This window comes from Acinetobacter kyonggiensis (assembly GCF_900107285.1).
Taxonomy (GTDB): domain Bacteria; phylum Pseudomonadota; class Gammaproteobacteria; order Pseudomonadales; family Moraxellaceae; genus Acinetobacter; species Acinetobacter kyonggiensis.
Window position 1 is genome coordinate 293,342 of sequence record NZ_FNPK01000001.1, and the last position, 23,911, is coordinate 317,252.

The 23,911-nt window shown below is 39.2% G+C and carries 23 protein-coding genes, 4 tRNA genes and 1 pseudogene; 10 read left to right on the forward strand and 18 right to left on the reverse strand.

Annotation, left to right across the window (positions count from 1 at the left end):
* Positions 1–9 precede the first annotated feature (9 nt).
* The 7 genes from rimP to tpiA all read right to left on the reverse strand — a co-directional run bounded on the left by rimP (position 10) and on the right by tpiA (position 2,458).
* Entirely contained in the window at positions 10–534 is a 525-nt protein-coding gene (rimP, locus tag BLV99_RS01365) for a ribosome maturation factor RimP (RefSeq protein WP_086183930.1), read from the reverse strand.
* A gap of 211 nt (positions 535–745) precedes the next feature.
* Positions 746–822 (reverse strand) — tRNA-Met (locus BLV99_RS01370).
* Between the two features lie 91 nt (positions 823–913).
* Positions 914–990, reverse strand: a tRNA-Met gene (locus BLV99_RS01375).
* Positions 991–1,062: 72 nt separating this feature from the next.
* Positions 1,063–1,139, reverse strand: a tRNA-Met gene (locus BLV99_RS01380).
* A gap of 46 nt (positions 1,140–1,185) precedes the next feature.
* Positions 1,186–1,270 (reverse strand) — tRNA-Leu (locus BLV99_RS01385).
* Between the two features lie 53 nt (positions 1,271–1,323).
* The gene (gene secG, locus BLV99_RS01390; protein WP_004650022.1) at positions 1,324–1,653 is read right to left on the reverse strand and encodes a preprotein translocase subunit SecG; all 330 of its coding nucleotides are present in this window, start codon (positions 1,651–1,653) and stop codon (positions 1,324–1,326) included.
* Between the two features lie 13 nt (positions 1,654–1,666).
* Entirely contained in the window at positions 1,667–2,458 is a 792-nt protein-coding gene (gene tpiA, locus BLV99_RS01395) for a triose-phosphate isomerase (protein ID WP_092687136.1), read from the reverse strand.
* A gap of 280 nt (positions 2,459–2,738) precedes the next feature.
* Here tpiA and pilB point away from each other — a divergent pair, with 280 nt between their 5' ends.
* Genes pilB through coaE form a run of 4 tightly spaced genes read left to right on the forward strand, consistent with a single transcriptional unit; the run spans position 2,739 to position 7,172 of the window.
* The gene (gene pilB / locus BLV99_RS01400) at positions 2,739–4,451 is read left to right on the forward strand and encodes a type IV-A pilus assembly ATPase PilB (RefSeq protein ID WP_092686977.1); all 1,713 of its coding nucleotides are present in this window, start codon (positions 2,739–2,741) and stop codon (positions 4,449–4,451) included.
* 29 nt (positions 4,452–4,480) lie between these two features.
* On the forward strand, positions 4,481–5,707 hold the full coding sequence (locus BLV99_RS01405; RefSeq protein ID WP_086183933.1) for a type II secretion system F family protein: 1,227 nt from the start codon (positions 4,481–4,483) through the stop codon (positions 5,705–5,707).
* Entirely contained in the window at positions 5,707–6,567 is an 861-nt protein-coding gene (locus tag BLV99_RS01410) for a prepilin peptidase (RefSeq protein ID WP_092686980.1), read from the forward strand. The genes BLV99_RS01405 and BLV99_RS01410 overlap by 1 nt, the downstream gene beginning before the upstream one ends.
* Positions 6,568–6,581: 14 nt before the next feature.
* A complete protein-coding gene (gene coaE, locus BLV99_RS01415; protein ID WP_092686983.1) occupies positions 6,582–7,172 on the forward strand; it encodes a dephospho-CoA kinase in 591 nt (196 codons plus the stop codon).
* Between the two features lie 17 nt (positions 7,173–7,189).
* Here coaE and BLV99_RS01420 read toward each other — a convergent pair whose 3' ends face one another.
* From BLV99_RS01420 to ppnP, 3 genes are all read right to left on the reverse strand, one after another.
* Positions 7,190–8,107, reverse strand: a complete 918-nt coding sequence (locus tag BLV99_RS01420; protein ID WP_092686986.1) for a DMT family transporter — start codon at positions 8,105–8,107, stop codon at positions 7,190–7,192.
* A gap of 34 nt (positions 8,108–8,141) precedes the next feature.
* Positions 8,142–8,891, reverse strand: a complete 750-nt coding sequence (rlmB, locus tag BLV99_RS01425; RefSeq protein ID WP_086183937.1) for a 23S rRNA (guanosine(2251)-2'-O)-methyltransferase RlmB — start codon at positions 8,889–8,891, stop codon at positions 8,142–8,144.
* A gap of 131 nt (positions 8,892–9,022) precedes the next feature.
* Positions 9,023–9,346 carry a pyrimidine/purine nucleoside phosphorylase gene (ppnP, locus tag BLV99_RS01430; protein WP_004650032.1) on the reverse strand — a complete coding sequence of 108 codons (324 nt, stop codon included), beginning with the start codon at positions 9,344–9,346 and terminating at the stop codon, positions 9,023–9,025.
* A 617-nt stretch (positions 9,347–9,963) separates the two neighbouring features.
* On the opposite strand from ppnP, the gene recN reads away from it, so the two are divergent.
* Positions 9,964–11,625, forward strand: coding sequence for a DNA repair protein RecN (gene recN / locus BLV99_RS01435; RefSeq protein ID WP_092686989.1), 1,662 nt, complete (start codon positions 9,964–9,966; stop codon positions 11,623–11,625).
* A gap of 64 nt (positions 11,626–11,689) precedes the next feature.
* On the opposite strand, the gene BLV99_RS01440 is transcribed toward recN, so the two are convergent.
* The 4 genes from BLV99_RS01440 to BLV99_RS01455 are packed head-to-tail and all read right to left on the reverse strand — an operon-like array spanning position 11,690 to position 15,105.
* Positions 11,690–12,676 (reverse strand): CsgG/HfaB family protein, encoded by a 987-nt coding sequence (locus BLV99_RS01440; protein WP_092686992.1) that lies wholly within the window; start codon positions 12,674–12,676, stop codon positions 11,690–11,692.
* A 51-nt stretch (positions 12,677–12,727) separates the two neighbouring features.
* Entirely contained in the window at positions 12,728–13,330 is a 603-nt protein-coding gene (gene lpoB / locus BLV99_RS01445; RefSeq protein WP_074947024.1) for a penicillin-binding protein activator LpoB, read from the reverse strand.
* Between the two features lie 10 nt (positions 13,331–13,340).
* Complete coding sequence (locus BLV99_RS01450) at positions 13,341–13,709, reverse strand: DUF1425 domain-containing protein (RefSeq protein WP_244516268.1); 369 nt, start codon at positions 13,707–13,709, stop codon at positions 13,341–13,343.
* 55 nt (positions 13,710–13,764) lie between these two features.
* Entirely contained in the window at positions 13,765–15,105 is a 1,341-nt protein-coding gene (locus BLV99_RS01455) for a COG3014 family protein (RefSeq protein WP_092686998.1), read from the reverse strand.
* A 221-nt stretch (positions 15,106–15,326) separates the two neighbouring features.
* Between BLV99_RS01455 and BLV99_RS18590 the strand changes: the two are divergent.
* The 3 genes and pseudogenes from BLV99_RS18590 to ruvX form a co-directional block, all read left to right on the forward strand.
* Positions 15,327–15,485, forward strand: a pseudogene (locus tag BLV99_RS18590) (hypothetical protein); the annotation flags it as partial.
* Positions 15,486–15,599: 114 nt separating this feature from the next.
* Positions 15,600–16,154, forward strand: a complete 555-nt coding sequence (locus tag BLV99_RS01460; RefSeq protein WP_086165168.1) for a YqgE/AlgH family protein — start codon at positions 15,600–15,602, stop codon at positions 16,152–16,154.
* Complete coding sequence (ruvX, locus tag BLV99_RS01465) at positions 16,147–16,590, forward strand: Holliday junction resolvase RuvX (RefSeq protein ID WP_092687001.1); 444 nt, start codon at positions 16,147–16,149, stop codon at positions 16,588–16,590. The genes BLV99_RS01460 and ruvX overlap by 8 nt, the downstream gene beginning before the upstream one ends.
* Before the next feature lie 97 nt (positions 16,591–16,687).
* On the opposite strand, the gene BLV99_RS01470 is transcribed toward ruvX, so the two are convergent.
* The 3 genes from BLV99_RS01470 to BLV99_RS01480 are packed head-to-tail and all read right to left on the reverse strand — an operon-like array spanning position 16,688 to position 20,037.
* Positions 16,688–17,695, reverse strand: coding sequence for an HlyD family secretion protein (locus tag BLV99_RS01470; protein WP_092687004.1), 1,008 nt, complete (start codon positions 17,693–17,695; stop codon positions 16,688–16,690).
* A 48-nt stretch (positions 17,696–17,743) separates the two neighbouring features.
* The gene (locus BLV99_RS01475; protein WP_086183941.1) at positions 17,744–17,950 is read right to left on the reverse strand and encodes a DUF1656 domain-containing protein; all 207 of its coding nucleotides are present in this window, start codon (positions 17,948–17,950) and stop codon (positions 17,744–17,746) included.
* 2 nt (positions 17,951–17,952) lie between these two features.
* A complete protein-coding gene (locus BLV99_RS01480) occupies positions 17,953–20,037 on the reverse strand; it encodes an FUSC family protein (protein WP_092687007.1) in 2,085 nt (694 codons plus the stop codon).
* A 482-nt stretch (positions 20,038–20,519) separates the two neighbouring features.
* Here BLV99_RS01480 and BLV99_RS01485 point away from each other — a divergent pair, with 482 nt between their 5' ends.
* Entirely contained in the window at positions 20,520–21,293 is a 774-nt protein-coding gene (locus BLV99_RS01485) for an IclR family transcriptional regulator (protein ID WP_086183943.1), read from the forward strand.
* 440 nt (positions 21,294–21,733) lie between these two features.
* On the opposite strand, the gene phoU is transcribed toward BLV99_RS01485, so the two are convergent.
* Positions 21,734–22,453, reverse strand: a complete 720-nt coding sequence (phoU, locus tag BLV99_RS01490; protein WP_086165174.1) for a phosphate signaling complex protein PhoU — start codon at positions 22,451–22,453, stop codon at positions 21,734–21,736.
* Positions 22,454–22,770: 317 nt separating this feature from the next.
* On the opposite strand from phoU, the gene BLV99_RS01495 reads away from it, so the two are divergent.
* Complete coding sequence (locus BLV99_RS01495; protein WP_171259131.1) at positions 22,771–23,838, forward strand: hypothetical protein; 1,068 nt, start codon at positions 22,771–22,773, stop codon at positions 23,836–23,838.
* Positions 23,839–23,911 lie beyond the last annotated feature (73 nt).

A 23,911-nucleotide genomic window follows, 5' to 3' on the forward strand; every position in this document is an offset into this window, starting at 1 on the left:
TTGAATGAATTAATCTTGGTAGATCAAATTTGATTTGTCGATATTATGACTGTCTATTTCAAGTACGTGTTGATTTTCAACTTCAACTTGAATGATCTCATTCTCAAGATCAACAGCAATCAGTTTTGCTTGAAATTTACGACGGTTTTCTACGGCACTAATCAGACGTAAAGCAATTTGCTTTCCAATATAAGCTGGCATCTGGTGAAGTTGGAAGAATGGACGATCCCAACCCGGTGAAGATACTTCAAGTGAGTATTCGCCAGAAATTGGATCATGTACGTCAAGCGTTGCACCTACTTGCTGGGTTACACGAACACAGTCTTGTACGCCAATACCCTGACCTTGTTCAAGCTCACCATCTTCATTCATGACAGGTTGCGTGTTATTTTCGTTCGCTTTATCAATATAGATACGCAATAAAGAACGTTTACCTTGAGGAATAAATTCGATTCCCCAAAGATCTACATTACAAGCTTGCACTGCAGGAGTTATTAGGTCTTGAAGTGCTTGAGTTTTATTTGATAGCTTCATTTACTCTCGTCATTGTTGTGCGATTCAATAGTCGCTGTGACCGGTTCAGACTAACTCAACTATATTAGTAGTGAAACATGACAATTTGACCAATGGATGTCGACACTACACGATAGCCAATAAAAAAGGGCGTAATCGCCCCTGTGTACACAGAAAAACCAAAGTCCACTGTGCAAAAAGGCCCACCATTTTTGTGAGCCTTTTAGAAACTTGGTAGCGGGAGCTGGATTTGAACCAACGACCTTCGGGTTATGAGCCCGACGAGCTACCAGACTGCTCCATCCCGCAACAACGTGCAAAAATTATATACAATTCACTGAACATTTTCAATCAAAAAATCTTCAATGGTTGCTTGATTAAGTTGCACCTTAATCAAAAATGGTAGCGGGAGCTGGATTTGAACCAACGACCTTCGGGTTATGAGCCCGACGAGCTACCAGACTGCTCCATCCCGCATCAACCTGCAAAAATTCAATCACGATTAAAATTTATTTTAAATCGCCTATTTAGTTTGCCTCTAAATAGTATTGGTAGCGGGAGCTGGATTTGAACCAACGACCTTCGGGTTATGAGCCCGACGAGCTACCAGACTGCTCCATCCCGCATCAACAGATTTGCTGCACACACCAACTTATGTTCTGGATTACAAGTTGGTGCGGAAGGGGGGACTTGAACCCCCACGCCCGAAAGCACTACCACCTCAAGGTAGCGTGTCTACCAATTCCACCACCACCGCAGCTGTGTCGCATTCTAGTCGGATCATGTCCAAAAAGAAAGAACTAAATCAGGTTATTCGCCTGTTTTCGGTGCAACTGGCGAAGTTTCATTCGAATTCACAGGTGCAGTCGTGGTTGTTTGTACCGATTTTAAACTATAAGCATCGGTGGTTTGTTTTTTAGCAAATACAGCTAGCGTTAAACTGGTGACAAAAAATAGCGCGGTTAAAACTGCAGTCAAACGCGTTAAAAAGTTACCTGAACCGGATGCACCAAATACAGTGGCAGCACCGCCGCCACCAAATGATGCGCCAGCATCTGCACCTTTACCATGTTGTACCAGAATCAATACAATCATTAAAATGGCTAAGATAATATGTACCACCAGCACAAAAGTTTGCATGCTGAACTCCTAATTATTTTGTATTTGCAAAAGCTTGAGCAATTTCATAAAAAGACGCTGCATTTAGAGATGCACCACCCACCAGCGCACCATTAATATCTGGACAGGTCGCCAACTCTACTGCATTTTCGGCTTTAACACTACCGCCATACAGAATAGCCATGCTTGCACCAAACGGTGTAATTTGAGTTAAACCTTCACGAATTTTAGCATGCATCGTTTGAGCATCTTCAGGTGAAGCTGTTTTGCCCGTACCGATTGCCCAAATCGGTTCATATGCAATCACAATCTTTTGCCATTGCTCGGCTTGAACCACCGCAGTAATATCACAGATTTGCTGCAATACCACCTGCTCTGCTTGACCATTTTCACGCTGTTCTAGGCTTTCACCCACACAATAAATAATGGTTAATCCAGCAGTTAAAGCATTTTTAACTTTTTCATTCAGGATTTGCGACGTTTCATTAAAAATTTCACGCCGTTCAGAATGACCAATCAGTACAAAATCAATATGATGATCTTTCAGTAATTCTGCGCTCACTTCACCCGTGTAAGCACCCAATCCCGCTATACGAGAAACATTCTGAGCAACGGTATAAATGGAACGCACTGAACTTGCCAATTCCGCTTGAACACTGGTCAAAGCAAGCATGCTAGGCGCAATACCGATATGACAATTTTCTTCTTTAATTTCATTATTTTGCAATAATTTTTTAAAACCACTTAACAGCTCTTTGGCATCTGCTTGCATTGGGTTCATTTTCCAATTGCCGACAACCCAAGGAGTAATAGCCGAACCCGACATACAGTAACCTATTAAAAACAATTCATTAAACCGCGCACATTCTACACGGAATTCAATCTTTTTTAGATAATTTTCGCATGGCTTTTTTATGCCAAACTTATTTTTCAACATACATCACAACATTCTCAAAAAAAACTTCATCTTGTAAATACGACTGGTTCAAAGTTTTATGTGATATTAAGTAGATGACAGCATTTTAAGATATGGTATTTTTATATAACAAAAGTATAATTTAAAAATACCAATTATAAACAAATTGATTTAGTAGGCATATTAAAGCATGACAGCATTAAAAGGTTCACCTAGATTTACCGGTTTCAATCGACGTTTAGTTGAAGAAGACTTCATTTCTGCTGAAAATATGCAGAATGCAATCTTAAATGCCAAAAAAGCCAATCAAGATATTGTTCCTTTTTTAATTGATCAATTAAAAATTTCGTCCTTAGATATTGCTGAAAAAATCGCTCAAGAATTTGGCGAACCGCTTTTTGATCTTAGCACCTATGATTCTGCACAGATTATCCGTGAAGGCATTGACGAAAAACTGATTACCAAACATCGTATTTTACCGATTTTTAAACGTGGTAACTTGCTCTACGTCGCCACGAGCAATCCAACCAATATCGATGCCATGGATGCAATACGCTTCAATAGCAAAATGAATATTGAAGCGATTATTGTTGAGCATCCAAAACTAGAAAAACTGATTGAACAAAATTTTGCCGAAGCGGATAGTTTTCAATTTTCTGATGATGATATCGATTTAAATCTAGAACAAGAAGATCTCAGCAATAAAGATGATGATGACAACGAACAACAACAAGATGAAGCCCCAATTGTTAAATACATCAACAAGCTGCTGATTGATGCGATTCGTATGGGTGCTTCCGACTTACATTTTGAACCGTATGAAAAAATGTATCGCGTGCGTTATCGTGTCGATGGTGTCCTGCGTCAAATTGCAACCCCGCCCTTACAACTTGCTACACGTCTAGCCTCGCGTTTAAAAGTCATGTCTCAGATGGATATTTCTGAAAAACGTTTACCTCAAGATGGACGAATTAAACTTAAACTTTCAAAAAGTAAAGCCATCGACTTCCGTGTCAACTCATTGCCCACCCTCTTTGGTGAAAAACTGGTACTACGTATTTTAGATCCATCGAGTGCGATGTTGGGGATTGATGCACTCGGTTATGAACCTGCGCAAAAAGAATTGTTTATGCAGGCTTTGGACAAACCTCAAGGCATGCTACTGATTACAGGTCCCACAGGTTCGGGTAAAACGGTTTCTTTATATACCGGCTTAAATATTCTCAACCGTGAAGATACCAATATTTCAACAGCCGAAGATCCAGTCGAAATTAACCTAGAGGGGGTTAATCAGGTCAATGTTAATGCTAAAGTGGGCTTAACCTTCTCTGCCGCCCTCAAATCATTTTTACGCCAAGATCCAGATATTGTGATGGTCGGTGAGATTCGAGATTTAGAAACCGCAGAAATTGCCATTAAAGCCGCACAAACTGGACATATGGTGATGTCCACACTACATACCAATAGTGCGCCTGAAACACTGACACGCTTAAGAAATATGGGCGTACCTTCCTTTAATATCGCAACCTCTGTAAACTTAGTTATTGCGCAACGTTTAGCTCGACGTTTATGCCCACAATGTAAAATCCCTTCAGATATTCCAGACCTAAGTTTATTGGAAATGGGTTTTAAAGAAGACGATCTACAACATCCAGATTTTCAAGTTTATCAACCCGTAGGCTGTTCAGAATGTCGTGATGGTTATAAAGGCCGTGTGGGTATTTATGAAGTAATGAAAGTAACGCCTGAAATTTCGAAAATTATTATGGAAGATGGCAATGCACTTGAAATTGCAGCAGCATCGGAAAAATCGGGGTTTAATAATTTACGTCGTTCAGGATTAATGAAAGTCATGCAGGGGGTAACTTCTCTTCAAGAAGTTAATCGTGTGACTAGCGAATAGATAAAGTATTTAAAAATAAGGATAAATTCATGGCTGTCAAAAAAGCACAGATGATGCCAACCTTCAGTTATGAAGGAATTGACCGTAAAGGGGCTAAACTTAAGGGCGAATTACCAGCACGTAATATGGCACTGGCGAAAGTGACTTTACGTAAGCAAGGCATTACCATTAAAACCATTCGAGAAAAACGAAAAAATATTCTCGAAGGTTTAATGAAAAAAAAGGTCTCCACACTCGACATCACCATCTTTACTCGTCAGCTCGCAACAATGATGAAAGCAGGTGTGCCTTTAGTCCAAAGTTTTGAAATTGTGGCGGAAGGTCTTGAAAATCCCTCTATGCGTGAAGTGGTATTAGGCATCAAAGGGGAGGTTGAGGGCGGTAATACTTTTGCTGGTGCGTTGCGCAAATATCCACAATATTTTGATAATTTATTTTGCTCTCTGGTTGAATCGGGCGAACAGTCTGGTGCATTAGAAACCATGCTGGATCGGGTCGCCATTTATAAAGAAAAAAGTGAACTTTTAAAGCAAAAAATTAAAAAAGCCATGAAATATCCTATGGCTGTTATTGTGGTTGCACTGGTGGTGACCATTATTCTCATGGTCAAAGTCGTTCCTGTATTCCAAGACTTATTTAGTTCATTTGGTGCAGATTTACCTGCCTTTACCAAAATGGTGGTGAATATGTCGGAATGGATGCAAAAATACTGGTTTATTTTAATTATTGCGATTGGGGCCATTATCGCAGGCTTTATGGAAGCCAAAAAACGTAGTAAAAAATTCCGTGATTTTCTCGATAAAGCAGCGCTTAAAGCTCCTATTTTTGGTGACTTAGTCTATAAGGCGATTATTGCCCGTTATAGTCGCACCTTGGCCACCACTTTTGCTGCCGGTGTGCCACTAATTGATGCCTTAGAATCGACTGCCGGTGCAACCAACAATTGTGTTTATGAAGAAGCGGTGCTTAAAATTCGGGATGATGTGGCAACGGGTCAACAACTGCAATTTGCCATGCGCGTCACCAATAAATTTCCATCCATGGCAGTACAAATGGTGGCCATTGGTGAAGAGTCAGGTGCACTCGACTCAATGCTCGACAAAGTTGCCACCCATTTTGAAAATGAAGTGGATAATGCTGTTGATGGTTTAACCTCGATGATGGAACCACTGATTATGGCCGTCCTTGGCGTACTGGTCGGTGGTCTGGTGATTGCAATGTATCTTCCAATCTTCCAAATGGGTTCTGTGGTGTAATGCAAGAATTTATCTCTTATTTTATGAATAACCCAACCGCACTTTACTGTGCAGTTGGGCTTTTTAGTCTATGCATCGGTAGTTTTCTCAATGTTGTCATCTACCGCACCCCAAAAATGATGGAACAAGAATGGCGTACAGATTGCCAATTGTTATTGCATCCTGAACAAGCAATCATTGATGAATCTAAACTTACCTTAAGCAAACCTGCATCCACCTGCCCCAAATGCCGTAGTGAAATTCGCTGGTATCAAAATATTCCCGTCATCAGTTGGTTAGTATTACGTGGCAAATGTGGTTCTTGTCAAAACCCAATCAGCATACGTTACCCACTGATTGAATTACTGACAGCTCTTGCCTCATTGGTGATCGTCAGTGTATTTGGGCCAACGCTACAAATGCTCTTCGGGCTGCTTTTGACATGGATACTGATCGCGCTAACCTTTATCGATTTTGATACCCAGCTCCTGCCTGACCGTTATACCTTAACTTTAGCCGCATTGGGTTTAGGCGTTAATAGCTATGCTATTTACACCTCGCCTACTTCTGCAATCTGGGGCTATATTATTGGTTTTTTATGCCTTTGGATTGTGTATTACCTGTTTAAAATCATCACAGGTAAAGAAGGCATGGGCTATGGCGATTTCAAGCTACTGGCTGCTTTAGGCGCTTGGATGGGACCTTTAATGCTGCCATTGATCGTACTACTTTCATCCTTCGTCGGTGCAATTATTGGTCTGATTTTGCTTAAAATACGTAAAGAAAATCAACCTTTTGCCTTCGGCCCTTATATTGCTATTGCTGGTTGGATTGCATTTATTTGGGGTGAACAAATTATGAAAGCATATTTAGGACAATAATTTTAGGTAGCTCTATGACATTTATCTTGGGTTTAACAGGCGGCATTGGCAGTGGAAAATCTGCTGCAAGTACATGGTTTGAAACCCAAGGCATCACTGTTGTTGATGCAGATATTGTGGCCCGTGAAGTGGTTGAAAAAGGCCAAGCCACTTTACAACAAATTCATACTGCTTTTGGTGATTGGGTTTTACTTGAAAATGGCGAACTGAATCGCCGAGCTTTGCGCGAACACATCTTTAAAGATCCAAATGCACGTCAAATTTTAGAGCAGATTACTCACCCTGCGATTCGCCAGTCCATTATTCATCAACTGCAAAGTGCGACGAGTCCCTATGTCATTTTGGTTTCCCCCCTACTTTTTGAAACCAATCAACATAAATTAACTCATCACACCTTATTGATTGATGCGACCGAAGAATTACAAATTCAGCGTGCCAGCCAACGTGATGGTCAATCTATTGAGCAAATTCATAAGATTATTCAGGCACAAATGCCCCGCCAACAAAAACAACAGTTAGCCGATGATATTGTGCTCAATGACGGTCATCTTGAACACCTATACCATCATTTAAAAGCACTGCATCAACGCTATTTAAAATGCTAAAAAGAAAAAACAGTCGATTAAGACTGTTTTTTTTGTCGATCCAGTTGCTGCTGTAAACTGTCTTTATGCATGATCCAACGCCACGGCTGTAAAGCACCGATTGCCATACCAATCAAACCGCACATCACTGCCCGACTTAAAGGCTCGCCCAAAAGTGGTACAGCTAAAATTGCCGCCATAAAAGGTGCCAGCGTAACAATACTCCCAGTCTTAAATGCACCGAGTCGTTTAATCGCTTCTACATAGCTTATTGTTGCCACAATCACCACAAACACACCATGAAAAATCGTTTGCATCAGCAAATGTACAGGCTCTGGTTCACTCAATTTTTTTGGAAGAAAAATCAAATAGATCGGGACATAAATAACCGCAGACCAAATCGCAACACCAGCCATAGAGTGCCATGCAGAAAGTTTCCATTGTCTTAATAAAACGGTGAAAACACCCCACCAAATGGCACTTAAGAAAAACAACAGATCGCCAAAACCAAAGGCTACACCTGTTTCTTGATACAAGAAAAAGCTCATCGCACTAATGGCGCTCAGCATAATGACTAAACTGCCCCATGTATGCTTATCGAAGGGCTCTTTAAACAACAAAAATGCAGCCACTGCTGTACACAGCGGAATACAACCATTTAAAAAAATGGCTGCATGTGCTGCAGGTACATAATGAAAGGCACTATAGGACGTCAGGCAATACCCCACACCACCAATCATTGCCAAAAGAAAAGGTTGTTTTTTCCATAGAAAAGCAGTGTCTTTTTTATAGATTAGAATCGGCATTAAAATACAAAAGGCCAAAGCAAAACGTAATGCGGTAATATCCCACGCACTAATCCCCCACTGTGCACTTAAGCGAGAGCTAATGGTGAATCCGCCCCAAATACACATGGTAATGAGGACAAAAACATAACCTTGAGAACGGGGAGACATTGCCAACAACTTTTAAATTTTAAATAAACAAGGATTACACATTACGTTGACGGCACGCTTCATACAAAGCCATACCTGTTGCGACACTGACATTCAAGCTCTGTAAATTACCCGCCATTGGGATATAAACCGTTTGGTCACACTGTGACTGCGTAATTGGACGCAAGCCTGTATCTTCAGCGCCCATCACCACACAAATCCCTGTTCCAGTGAAATCAAATTCTTGTACAGGTAAGGCTTTTTCATCCAGCATCGTACCCACCACGCGAACATTAAATTCTTCTTTAATGTTACCTAAAGTACGTGCCAGATTCGTCACTTGAATAAACTTCACTTTTTCTGCACCACCCGCAGCAATTTTACGTGCTGTTGGGGTTAAGCTTGCCGAACGATCCCGTGCAACAATCACTGCTTCAACACCCATAGCCGCTGCTGTACGAATACATGCACCTAAGTTATGTGGATCTGTCACTTGGTCTAAAGCGAGTAATAAAGCTTGGGGATTTTGCTTTAGTAACTCATCCAAATCTTGTTCATTCAGTGTGGGATGCGGACGAACTGCGGCAACCACCCCCTGATGAAAAGGCTGACCCGCCAATTTTTCCAATTTGTCGCGACTGGCTTGTTGTACACTGATCCCAAAAGGATCTGCCAAAGCCAAAACATTTTTCAACCGTTGATCGTCACGACCTTTGAGTGTAAATAATGTCAGTACACGCTCTGGCTCAAGCTCAAGTAATGACTCCACTGAGTGAACGCCATAAAAATATTCGGTTTTTGCCATGAACGGCCTCTAAAATAGATATATACAATACAAAAAAGAAAAATCCTGCAAAGCTGGCTTTACAGGATTGATGCTCAAATCTAGTTTAACTGATTCAGGCCAAAATTTCTTTGCCTTAATGCGACTTGTACTTAGCCTTCTAAATGGCAGACATAATCGAGCACTTCGTCTGTCTCAATTTTAAAACGGCTATTGCCTGGTACATAAAAAGACTGTCCAGCACGAAATAATTCACTTTCAGTGCGATCTGCGATGTGTACACGACATTCACCTGAAATAATTTCCATACGTTCAGGGACATGAGTTTCAAAAGTCAGTGCTTGTTCCGTTGGTAAAATGACCCCTAAAGTCTTTTTTGTACCATCTTCAAATTGCACAGTATGACTAATACATAGCCCACCGAAATAAACATTCGATTTTTTGATAACAGACACGTGATCAAACTGATTTGACATGCGTATTCTCCAGATAATGCGCATTTATAATTTTTGACCGATGTAGTTTAAAGCTGAGCATTAAACTAATCAATCGATGTTCATAAAGCTAAATTAATATTTTCCAAATAGATACTTTTCTATATCCATATTTAGAAGCTTTTCCATTTGTTAGCGAGAGTCTAAAACAAGCGCAGCAGAAGCACAAATATGTTTTTGTGCATCACCGACTAAAGGCTTAACTACTGCCTCCAGTCACGATTTTAATCCGCAAAGGAGAGTGAAAAACCGAGCAATCTCGCCCAATACAATCTCGCTCATGACCCATAGCTCTGCCCTATTTTTCATGGTTTAAATATGAGACAAGAAATGCCCATTCAAGATTCATCACCACACCACTTTTTCTGCGCTTTACCTTGAATATTCACCATAAAACATCGAATATTTTACAAAAATTGAATTAACTTTATGCTTGTGCAAGCGTTATAACGTATCTTCAAGCAAAGGTAATTTCATTTTTATAATGAAAATCAGGTAAAATAATGATGTTTTACGTCATCTTAAAATAAAAGTTATCTTGTGACCAAAACAAATTTTCACTATCTTAGATTAAAACTTTTCGCAGCTCGGATGCGTTTATGCTGACACATTTAACTCTGATCAATTTTGCTTTAGCCGATCATTTAGCCATTGATATTGAACAAGGTTTCAATGTACTGACGGGTGAAACAGGTGCGGGTAAATCTTTATTATTAGATGCCCTTTCGGCATGTTTAGGCGAACGCACGGACACCCATTACGTCCGTTTTGGTCATGATAAAGCGGATGTCACCGCCATTTTCAGTTATCAAACACAAAGTCCAGAAGCCGAATGGTTAAAAAACCATGAATTAGATGATGAATCGGGTGAAATTCATTTAAGACGGGTCATTTTTGCTACAGGTCGTAGCAAAGCATGGATTAATGGTCGCCCAAGTAGTCTTTCTGAACTAAAAGAAATTGGACGTTTACTGGTACAACTTTATAGTCAGCACAGTCAGCAACAATTGCTCGAACCACCCTACCCGAAGCATTGGCTGGATCGTTACAGTAACTTTTACCAACCTGCGCAGGCTGTCCGAGAGGCCTATAGCACATGGCAAAAAGACATTCGTCAGCATCAAGCTGCCTTAGATGCACAAGCGACACGACAACAACGAATCGAAACTTTAGCCTTGCAGCTTGAAGAGCTCGAAGAAATCACCCAAATTGACTATAAAGAGATTGAACAAGAGTTCGACCGTTTAAGCCATCATGAACATATCATGCAAGATTGTAGCTATAGTTTAAATGCCTTGGATGAAGCTGAGCAAAACACCACTCAAGATATCTCGACGATTATTCGTCGTTTAGAATCGCATGCGGGTCGTAGCGAGCAACTGTCCGAAATTTATAATTCCCTAATCAACGCCCAAAGTGAAATTGAGGATGCGACAGCGAATTTACGCCAATTTATTGATCGTCAAAGCTTCAATCCTGAACGGGTCGAAGAGCTAAATGCACAACTCGAAATCTTTCATCGTTTAGCACGTAAATATCGAACCCAGCCTGAACAGCTAAAACAGGATTATCAAACTTGGCAAACGGAGCTTGAACAACTGCATCAGCTGGAAGATCCTGAAACTTTAGCTGAACAGGTTGCCTTATCTCAGCAAGACTTTTTGGCCAAAGCACGACACTTAGATGAAATTCGCCGTGCAGCAGCACTACCTTTGGCGAAAAAACTGACTGAACAAGTCAAACAATTGGCCTTGCCTGAAGCCTATTTCGAATTCAAATTTGAACCCTTAGAACAAGCAACAGCCGAAGGGTTTAGCTTTATTCAACTGCTGTTCACCGCAAATAAAGGCATTCCCGCACAGCCGTTGGCACGCGTCGCATCAGGTGGTGAATTGTCTCGTATTGCATTGGTCATGCAGGTGATGAATGCGGAAAAAACAGAATCTGAAGTTTTAGTTTTTGATGAAATTGATGTCGGAATCAGTGGCGGAACCGCAGAAATGGTCGGGCGTTTATTGGCAGATTTAGCTCAACACGTGCAAATTTTATGTATCACCCATCAAGCACAAGTTGCTGCCCAATCTGATCAGCATTTATTGGCTAAAAAACGTCAAACCGACCCTGCCAGCAGTACCATTATCAACCTCACGGAAGAACAACGGATTGATGAGCTGGCACGTATGACGGGCGGTGTCGAAATTAATGACACGACGCTACAACATGCCAAGCAATTACGTCAGCTTAAGTTTCAATATCATTAAAATAGTCAGACCAATAGACTTTGCTGGCTATTGGTCTTGATTTAAAGCGATCACTACAAAGCTTTTACCATTTTATAGGCTGCTCACTAGAGCCAGGCGTCATGTCATACGTCGGAGTAAAACCAGCGTTTTGAAGATCATAAGACGTTGATGGCGTTAGTTTTAAACCCACCAAAACTTCTTGACTTAAACCTTGAGCAATTTTTTCTGCACTGCTGTCATTCAATGTATCATTTAAAATATTCTGAACACTATTTTTGGGTAATGTCCGATTAAATACACCTGATGCAACAACCTTGCTAGTATTGGCTTCAATGACTCGCCAAGTTAAACGCACTTGTTCAGAACCTTGGTTCATTCCATACATTTGCTGTGCATTGGCAGCTGAAAGCTCATTAAGACGACCAACCAACAAATAATCCGCCCCTACTTTTTGTCCAATACGCGCCATTTCATGTGGAGCACCATCCCATAGCAGAAATGCATTTTCAAATTGCATCTCATCAATATAATGGCGATCAACCAAACTCAATTGACCCGATTGAGAGAGGTAATTTCCTAATAAATCGGCTAATTCAGAACTAAATTCATCTGCAGAACTATTGCTAGCTGAACGATTATTCTTTTCATAAAATTGAAATGGTAATACTGCAATGCGTCTTAAATGTTGATCGTGAACAGAGGATTCATACTGAACCACGTGTGCACGTACACGTGCTCGATAATTGTTTTTCGAACCAGAAATACTCAGTACCTGAAACTTAGTAACTGAACCAGAACCCACACTATCGACACTAAAAACTGGGGACACTTTGCCTGAATAACTCCAATGATTATTACTCACCGAAATATTCACTGTTTCTTCAAGATCAACTCGTGATGAAACAGTTGCACCATTCACAGACTGTACAGCAACCAACAATGCTTCAGAAATAGCTTGATGTTGTGATACTCCGCTACCTGAAGCCTCTTTGACAACCTCTTTAAGTGCTGCAAATGTGGATGAACTCATACAACCTGCAATTAATGCAGTTAATAAGATTTTTTTCATAGTTATAGTCATCTAAAGCAACTGTGCCAATGGCACAGTTGCATAAAAAAATTACAAACCAAATGCTGAGCGCTTAGCAGATTTACGAATTTCTTTTTCGCTTGTCCATTCCACGATTCCTGTTTGTAAATTTTGTAATTTCAGTGTGAACTTATAATACACATCACTCTTACCGCCTGCATTTTTCACAATGCTCGATAAGTTACCATTTAACATATATTCAGCACCGATATGTCCGCCAGCTTTAACTGAAGTAGATTGATTCACCATTCCACTGCGCTTTTGATAAGCCAATTGTTCAGCCATAGCATTAGCAGAAGTCATATCAACAAAACGGAATTTGCCCGAATTAATCAATTTATTTTGGATGGTGTCTGTAATTGATTCAGTATCAATATGTTCCTGAGTTTTATTACGAATGCGATCTACAAACATGACAGGACGACGATTTTGTGTTAATTGAATCACCACAGGGAAGGTCAACATGTCATCAACCATCTTGTCAGCAATCATTTGTAAGTCTGTTGAACCAAAGTCTTTGGTTAAGGTTTCAACTGACTGCGCATCACCATAACTCACACTACTTCCAGTTGAAGCACAACCAGTTAGAACTGAAGATGTCATCAGTGCCGCAAAAAATAATTTTAATTTCATAACAATCACCTTAATTTTTCTTTAAATAAACAACAACATCAACTGCTGATGGATTTGGTGCCACAGACTGTACCGTTTTAATTTCTCGCCCAGTTAACTGGATTGGCTTCCATCTTGCACCTTCAGGAGCCACTTCCATTCCATGCGCATCAACCCAAATAATTTTGTACTCAAATTCTTTACTGACATACCAGCGATCTTTAATTGCGATAGAAACTTTCTTCAAGTCTCCGGCATACCCCATACTAATTCGCTCAACCATAACCTGCGTTGTCAATTTTGGATTATTGCTGACCGTTTTTATGGCATAACTGCCATCTGTCGATGTTTGTGTTGATAATGCATTCGGAGCAGTACAACCCACAGCTACCGCACTCATCATTCCTATGAACGTTAAGTTGATTAATATTTTCATCAAAATCTCTTATTTAAAATTAGTGGCTTATAGCGCTAACACTTGCTGTAATTTTGTCATTAACGTCGTTAACGTAAACAAATACAGTCTGATCTGGACTTACATTGAGATCAATCGTTGGGCTAGTTGCCCTACTTCCTAAAATTTGTAATTTATGGCTACCGGGCTTTAAATCAAATCGTGCAATTTGTGTATTACTTGGTAAGGTCGACCATGCTCTTAAATCTGCACGTTCAGTTGCAACATTCATTAAATTTCCAGCCAGTTGCCCCAAAGATCCTAATTGCTGACCTAATTGTTGTTGAGCAACGAACTTCGTGGTTGCTCTCAAAATTTGGCTAGTCATTGTTCCAATCACTTTTTCTTTTAAGTCTTTTACAGCCAATGCACCGATATCACTTACCACATAACTTTGTTCATAATTCTGATTAATTTTTATTTTTAAACTTTTTGGAGAAATATAGGTACTTGGTTCATAGGTTGCAAATGCAATATTGACGATGCCATTTGGAACCGGGATTGCGAGTTTATTTTCAATTTTTCTAGGAATAATGCCTTGTTCAATAAAAACAACGACTGGCACCATACTTTTATTTCTTGCTGTTATTTTATCCAACCTCTGAACATCTTGTGCAATATTACTATCAGACTGTAATTCATAAGATTTTTTATAATCAACAAGCGCATCATTATATTCACCTACCGCTTCCCATAAATTTGCAGCCATATAAAAAGCATAAGCATTTTGATACGTATTTTTAATTTTCCCTGCAATTGGGTCCAATCCAGAAAATGCCTCATCTAATGTGTTAAATGCAGGATTATTTTCGTTTTTCGGTTTTTTTCGTGCTAATTCTTTTTCATGATCAATTTCAATTTCTCGCTGAATCCGTTGTGCAATACGCATTTCTACACCAGCAGCTTCAACATCTTTTAAAAAAATATAATTTTTTGCTTGAGCAATATGTGCCAAAACTTGTTCATAAGAAGGTACGTCGTACGGTACAACCGATTCATTACTTAACATGGACAGCGCTTTAAACCCCATGCGAGAGACACTCACTTTGGCGCGATTATTTTGCTTATCCAAAAGTTCAAATGCACTTTTATAAAGTTCAGAACTTTCTTGATATTGATGATTTACCTGTAAAAGGCGTGCTTTTTCTAGCAAATAAAGTACTGCATCTTTTGATTCTTTTTTATCTTCAATTTTTGCCAATACTGGAGATGGAATTTCAGAATTTAATGAATTTCGAAAAAGTGTTCCTTCATCATCGTAAGTTCCAAACACGCCTGCATGAGAATATAATGGTGATGCAAAAAGCGCTAATAATAATGTTTTCTTTAAAATATTAGACATAAGATTGTGATTATAAAAATATTACAAACATACTACAAATTAAAACCGTCTGTTTCAATATAGAAACATAATGAAACAATCCCTATAATTTATCCATTAATAATATCTTCTAAACAAACATGAAGTATTTCGCATTTTTTTCAATAAATTTGACAAAATTATAAATATAGAGTGAAAATTTGACCTATTTTAAGTTTTTTTAACAATCAATCACTTGATCAAAAAAAAACCAAACCAATACTCCAAGCAGTACCATGATCAACCTCACAGAAGAACAACGGATTGATGAGCTGGCACGTATGACGGGCGGTGTCGAAATTAATGACACCACGCTACAACATACCAAGCAATTACGTCAGCTTAAGTTTCAGCAGGTCTAATTTTGTCGATTAAATCACAAAAAATGATTGGCGAAACTCAATTAGTTTAGTAAGTTAAACAGAAGAATATTATTATTTTAATCAGCTTTTTAATTTTAAGGGGGAATGGCTTAGATGACTAAACAATATCTGACACATCGCTGTCTAATTGCGCCTCCTGATTTAGCCGATGATTTTTTTGCCAATACCGTTATTTATTTGGCACGACATGATGAAGAAGGCGCTCAAGGTATCATTATTAACCGCCCGTCTGGTCTTTCAATCAAAGAACTCTTGAATGACCTTGAAATCGAAGCGGATCATGTTCATCCTCATGATGTATTGCAAGGCGGGCCTTTACGCCCTGAAGCTGGATTTGTCCTGCATACTGGTCAGCCAACATGGCATTCATCAATTGCTGTGGGTGAAAATGTGTGTATTACCACATCTAAAGATATTTTAGATGCCATTGCACACAATGAAGGCGTTGGACGTTACCAAATTGCCTTAGGTTATGCCAGTTGGAGCAAAAACCAACTGGAACAAGAAATGGCACGTGGTGCTTGGCTGATCTGTGATTCCGATATGGATTTAATTTTTAATTTACCTTATGGTGACCGTTTGGATGCTGCCTATAAAAAAATGGGCGTAGACCGAACTTGGCTTTCATCAGAGATTGGACATGCCTGATTTATCACAACCCTACATGATTATGGCCTTTGATTTTGGTACACAAAAAATGGGCATGGCAGTGGGTCAATCCATGATTGAAAGTGCCAATCCGCTTGCCCTGTTTCCTATGAAAGATGGCATTCCGAACTGGGATGAATTACTGAAGATTGTGAAACAGTATCAACCGACTTTATTTTTAGTGGGTTTACCGTTAAATATGGATGATACGGAATCCGAACTTTCTGCGCGCTCGCGCAAGTTTGCACGTCGTTTACGCCATCAAACCAATATTGAAACATTAATGGTAGATGAGCGTTTAACCACACGTGAAGCACGTGATGAGTTGGATCATTATCAAGCGCAAGGTCGAGGTAAAAAGTTGGCTGCGGATAGTATTGCCGCTGCACTTTTTATTGAAAGTTGGTATCGAAGCCCTAAAGGTGTAACACCTTAACTGTTCAAAAAATTAAATCATTTCAAGTCATATTGCATCGAAAAAAGCCATTCAAAATTGAATGGCTTTTTATTTAGATCTATTAAAAACAAGTCGATTACTGGATGAGTTTTTCAATATGGATGGTTGCCGTGCGCCCTGCTACAAATGCCAATTGATTGTGCGGCATTTCATCTAACACAATTTTGACTGGTACACGTTGTGCCAAACGCACCCAACTAAAAGTTGGATTTACATTGGCTAAAAGTCCTGAAGTCGTAGTCCGCTCCCGATCCTCAATACCTGAAGCAATACCTTGCACATGGCCTTTTAATTTTTCAGCATCGCCCATCATCTGAATGGTGGCAGGTGCGCCAACATAAATTTTATCGAGTTTAGTTTCTTCAAAATAACCCACTACGTACAATTGCTTACGGTCTAATAATGCCGCTACCGCTTGCCCAACTTTGACATAATTGCCAACCCGAAGTTCAAAATTAGATAAGGTTCCATCTGCTGGAGCAATCACTTCAGAACGGTGCAAATTTAACTGCGCTATATGCAACTGACTGCTTGCAACGTCAATCAAGGCTTGTTGTTGCTTGATATTGGCTTGCGCCTGCTCTGTTGCAGCTTGCATTTGTTCATATTCAGCATGCGATTGATCTCGTGCTGCAAACATTTGATCTTGTTCTTGTTTAGAAATTGCACCCTCCATTAAATTGGCATAACGATTGGCATTTTTCTCAGCCAGCGTACTACTCGCTTGGGATTCAATCACATTGGCTTTGGCTTGCACTAAGCTCGCCTCAGCTGCGGCTAAGCTTGCTTTGGCTTTGCTCAAATCAGATTTCGCTTGTTCCACACCCAATGCTTGACGTGCCACATCTATTTTAAACAGCACCTGTCCTTTTCTAACGCTTTGGTTGTCTTGTACTAAAACATCCGTCACCAACCCCGAAACATCGGAAGACACCTGAATCACATCTCCACGTACACGACCATCACGGGTCCACGGTTCAGAATTATAATAATTCCAGATATGGATCACAGCAAAAACTGCCATTAAAACCATGACTAACAAAACAATCGGGCGGATTATTTTACGTAAATCAAAAGATCTCATATCTGCTTTACCTCATTCATTTCAATTTGAATCATATTGATCTTCATCTTAGATGCCGCATAAAATAAACAACCCATGCAGCAGAAAAATCAGCACCACATAAAGGCATAAATTAAAGATGCTCGGCCATGCAATCCATTCCTGATCAACCAGTCGATCTGTTGCCATCATCACGATTTGCAGCAAGAAATAAGCAAGTATGCTTTGAATTAACAGTATCGGGACATAGACCCCATAAAGATTAAGTTCACCCATCCTTATATCCCTATCCATTTTTCGTGTTCAGCCATCTGTGAACCAGTTTGATGACATAAACTGCTGCGGATATTGTTCAGTGAAATCTTCAAACGCTGTGCAACATCCCGATTTTCTACGTCATCCGTTGCAGAGCAAACCACAGCAAGATGGTGCAACAAGTTTTGTAAAATATCGGCATGGGTTCGCTGCATTTCTTTGGCTTGAAAATAGTCATCTAACGACTGCTGTAAATCTTCAATATCAGAGACAATCGAGTCTTGCTCTGGCAATTTGTGAATTAACTCTTGTAAACGGGTTAAATCAATCACTGCACTGGTTTCAATTAATGCCCAATTGATGTCATTTTTGAGATGTTCAGACTGGACTACTTTACTGTTCAACACCCCAATCCGATCTAACATACTGCGCAAATGCTTTTTAAAATCGCTTCCATAAGATAAATACAAGACTTGTCTGACGGCTTTATAATGTAAGGCCAAAATACGTTGTACAGCCATATCTGGGGACATGGCGCGAACAATGTGAATGATATAAGCAGAAATCATCAGACCAATGACTGCACCAATAGAAGCATCAAAAAATGCAATTTGATCCAACATATAATGGTTCTGCAAGTTCAGCCCCATAATGACCCCCATCAATAGAGGCAAACCCAATCCTGCTAATGGCGGATGTGGAAACAACATCAGGCAAAATATGCTAAATGGTGCCAGCACTAAGGCCAACTCCCAAAAAGTTGTCACATGCGGAAAAATACCGTAAGCATAAATAAACACCACAACAGCAGAATAAATATTCGCTCGGATAAACAGTTTCAATGCAGGGACAGGATTATCCATTGCTGTCAAAATGCAGGCACTGATCGCGGCCATTTCAGCCAACATGAATCCAGCTTTCCAACCACTTAAAATCCAAAATGCAGTCGCAATCAGAATGATCATAAACGCTGAAATTCCACCGCGCACAGCCACCCCATGATCACGGTGCAAACTCGGATAAGATGTGGTTAACGGTGTCATACTTTCTGGCAAGCTATCATCCCCTTGCTGAATGCGTTGCCAAATCAATTTCACCGCACGCACATTTTGAATAAAATGCCGAATATCCATCTTTAAGGCATTTAAAATGAGCTGTTGTTCAGGAGGTGCCGATAGCACTAAAGCAGCAAAGTCGGATTCAAACTGACTGGGTAAAAGATTTAATTCTTGTGCTTTAATTTCATGATGATCTTGCAGATATTCTGCAATATGCGCATGTACAGTTTTTAGCTTTTCACGGTATGTCATCTCAATTTGATCTAACTGCTTCATTCGTTCGGACATGGCAACCAAATTTGCCACCAGCATCGTCAATTGGTGCAACATTTCCTGAAGGGGTTTAGTCATGCCCTGAAGGTTCGATTTCTCATAGGACAAATGCACGGCCAACACATGGATATCTGAAGCATCTCGGGTAATATTGCCCAACAATTGGTTGTAATTCTCCAACTGTTTCTGATCCAGTAAAATCTGATCAAATAATGCATGAACATCCTGAAATGTTTTTACAACACGGCTTTGCACCGCAGGTCCAATATGCATTGGAAAAATGGTGGTGGTGACAATTGCACTGCACACCACCCCGAGAGCAATCTCCAAAAAGCGCCCAAGTGCCATATCAAAGATAGATACCGTGTCAGCATAATAAACAATGTTGTAGCAGATAATGACCGTGGTATAACCCGCCAACATCGAAACATAGCTGCGCGGTGTTCTGTCTAACATGGAAATATACAGACAGAAACCGACCCAACTTGCCAAGAATAAAGTCAATAACACAGGTGTATTGATTAAAAATGGTGTCACCGCAATCGACACGATTGCACCTAATAATGTTCCGAATAGCCGATAAATACTTTTAGATGACGTCATACCCGAATATGGGTTAGCGATCACAAATACTGTACCAATTGCCCAAATCGGATAAGCCAAATTTAAAGAAAATGCGATATAAAGCGCCAACATGCCAGCCACAAAAGTTTTAGTCGCAAAAATCCAATCCATTTTGTTTGGACGAAATGCGAGTAATGGTTTGGTTAGCAACATGGGCTTATCTCAAATTCAGGTTTAACACTTCACACCCACTCATTTTTAAATGACAACCAAAAGACACGATCTACCCTGCGGATAAATCGTGTAAAAAACGGGCATGCTGGAGCACAGCATCAGAAATAATCGTCATTCAAAATAAATAGAGGAACTTTTGCAGCGCATTATTTATACGAAATAAGCGAGAACAAACCGCCAATCAGAATCAGGCTAAAAATTCAACATTAGATATTTATTCTGGTTATTTTTTCAAAAAATCCAGAATAAGTCAAATACAATATCTCATTGTGATAATCCAATTAAAATAATATCAAACTTTTCAATTTCTCAGCATTAAATTTCTCATATTGAATAAAAAGTAAATTAAAGGCTGACAAATACAGTCTGGTCACAACAAAAGCGCTCTTTTGCTTATTTTTTTGTTATAAAGTAATCCTAATTGTTATTTTCTTTTTTATGCTTTGACCAAGCAGGTACTTATGGCACTTTCTAGTTTTGGTAAGATTCTCACTGTTTTGGATCTGTTTTCAGTGCCTCGCCCTATCATTAATGTCGATATCATTAGTGAGGAATTAGGACTGTCTAAACCCACCAGCTACCGATATTTAAAAGAACTGGTTTCAGCAGAATTACTGCAACGCTTAAGTGGCACTTCAGGGGACTATACACTGGGTTCTAAAATTGCAGTGTTGGATTACATCTCTCGAACCACAGATCCTTTGGTACAAATTAGTATCCCTTTTATGCAGCAAATTGTGGAACGTACTGAACTTTGTTGCCTGCTCACGCATTTAAACCATGATTCATGTATCGATCTTCATCATGAATTGTTTAAAGATGTCACTTTGCTTTCTTATGGTCGAGGTTGCCCGCGTCCTGTATTTGTCGGTTCATCGCCAAAAGTAATTATTTCACACTTACCCAAACAAGGGATTTTGGACTATTACCAACGCTTCTCGGTTGAACTTGCTGAAGTTAACTTTGCTGAGAATGAAGCTGAATTTTTACTCAAAATGAAGCAAATTAAAAAACAGGGTTTTTATTTTTCAAATGGTGAATTAGATCCAAATATTGCAGGCTTATCGATTCCCATTAAATTCTCAAGCAAAGAACCGCCATTAGCATTAACCCTATTGGCATCAAAAAATCGCTTTGAATTTGTAAACTTACAAAAATTAATTGAAATTTTGAAAGAAAATGCCGCATTGATTGAGAAAAATTTTATGGAATTGTCTAAAAACGAAGATTTTTAAGCAACTCAAAAATATTTAAATCCGTATTAAACAATGCGAAAATAAACCTAATCGCATATTGTATTGCCAATCACTTTCTCATAATATGATTATCATTCTTTATGTCACCGATTGGATTCCATGACCATTTGAGTGACATCCTCAGAGGAAAAGCTCGTGCCTATGCATGGGCTTTTTTTTGCCTTTATTTTTAATCTTTTGTTCTATTTTCAATAAAATTGCCCCTTGCTGAACTTCAATTGGGAACCTGTTATCTATTCAACAGCAAAAAGGATAGTTTAAAACTCATTCCCCCTCAGAAATTTATAGCACTAAAACAAACACGTGAAATGTTCATTTTGTAGAGATCAGACACCCCTCTCTAGATTTTCTTGGCATTCCAAATGCATAAAAAAGCCTCAATTCATCTTGAGGCTTTTTTAGCAAAGAATATATATCCATTAACGCTCTTGAACTTTCTCTTCAATTTCTTTCACACTGGTATGACGCACATCTAAACCTTTCACCATATAAATCACTTGTTCAGAAATATTCCGTGCATGGTCACCAATCCGTTCTAAAGAACGTAGCACCCATAACACATTAATCACTCGTGAAATATGACGTGGATCTTCAATCATATAGGTCATTAATGTGCGTGTTGCTGATTGATATTCACGGTCAATATCGGCATCTGCAAGAAGCACACGTAAAGCCTGATCGACATCTAAACGAGCAAAGGCATCTAAGGCATCATGAATCATAACGCGCACTTGATTACCAATATGGCGGGTTTCCATATAGCCACGCGGTGAACTGCCCTCTTCACATAAATTTTGTGCAATACGCGCAATTTTTGCCGCTTCATCGCCAATCCGTTCTAAGTCGGTATTGGCTTTCGACATGGCAATGACCATCCGTAAATCAATCGCTGCCGGATGACGACGTGCCAAAATCAGGGTTAAGGCTTCATCAATTTCAGTCTCTAAGCGATTAACGATATTGTCTTGAAATTGTACATCAATCGCTAAACTGGCATCGGTATCCAATAAAGCATGAATCCCATTGGCAACTTGCTGTTCAACTAAGCCTCCCATGGTCATAAACTTGGTATTTACATCCTGCAAATCTTCATTAAATTGCGATGAAATATGGTGATTCAACACCGGATTATTTGGCAAGGGGCGCACTCCACAACAGCACTTTTAGGATGAGAAATTTTGTTTAATATTAAATCATATCTAATATGAAACTTTTATGACAATAGCCTGAATATTTAGCGGGCTTATTGGAACGAATGCTCGACCAACCATTTCTTCATTTGTTGTTCTGGCTTTTTACAATCCATCCCTGTGATAGGGGTTTATTGACAAAATATCGATTACTGATCACAACGCGTAACCAAACTCCTTCACAAGACTACACAGAAAAAATACTTTTCAGCGATAAAATAAGCTCCTATTTTCCAAAATCATTTTCACATGTATCCTGATATAGAATGACTGTACCTTTTAATAAATTTTGCTCTGTAAAACCTTACTTTGCTTTTGTCATTTTTATACTTTTGCTCGGGTGTCAAAAACCTGAACCACAGCCTATTCTGGAACAAGCCGAAAAACAATCGCAACAAGACGAACCTGTTGATTTATCTTTATTATGTAAAAATATTGAAAATGAAATACTCAACATTAACTCGGAACGAACCACTTTTGCTTTAGAACAAATTAATCAAGATTTAAAATTATGCTTGCCGCTGTCAACCTCCGATGAACAAAAGCATTTTTTAACCCTATCAAATCAAATGTATAAAAACTTTTTAACGGTCAATAGAACACCGCCACAACAATCTGCTTTCGAAGCATATGCTTTTGATTTAGCCCAGCATCCGACTGTTCAACAAAACCATTTTGAACAACTCTCTTTACGTGATCAATACTTACTCAAACATAAAGGGCAAGCATATATTGAGCTGTTTGATGCAGGTAAGGGAATGTTGAATTATCGTCGTAGTCCTGAATATTTAGCCAAAATCTTTGCGCCCTATATGCCACAGGCAGAACAGGTCTTTATCGAAAATTTGGCGACACAAAATATGATGCCTGTGTTTGTCGAAAAGACCTTAATGATTGAACCGCATGAGATTGCAACACGTGCTTTATTTTGGGAAGAATATTTAAATCAATACCCTAAAAGCAGCTATCGTAAAGATGCAGAATATCTTTTACAGATGTATAGCCTGTTTTTATTTAAAGGTATGAACGACTCACCTGTCTCTGACACTTATATTGATAAATATACAATCCAAAGTAGTTCTTTAGATGAAATTGAAAAATTAGCGCAGATCAAAAATTCCGCTTTAGCAAATCAAGCAGGTAAATTTATGCACTTTTTACAACTCTCAGCAGAACAGCGTTTAAAGCAAATACCTGTTCAGCTCAGTGCACAAGAACAATCATCTCAGTCTAAAAATTTACTTACCGAAAAACAATTAGCACAATATTTGGGCTTAAAAAATGCAAATCACTCAAAAATACGTGATTGCTTTAGTGATGCAGTCTGCCTCTAAAGCAATCTTTCAGCTGGATATTTCGAATACACAGTAAAAGCGATATTTAATGTGAATGTTTTTTAGTGGGTAG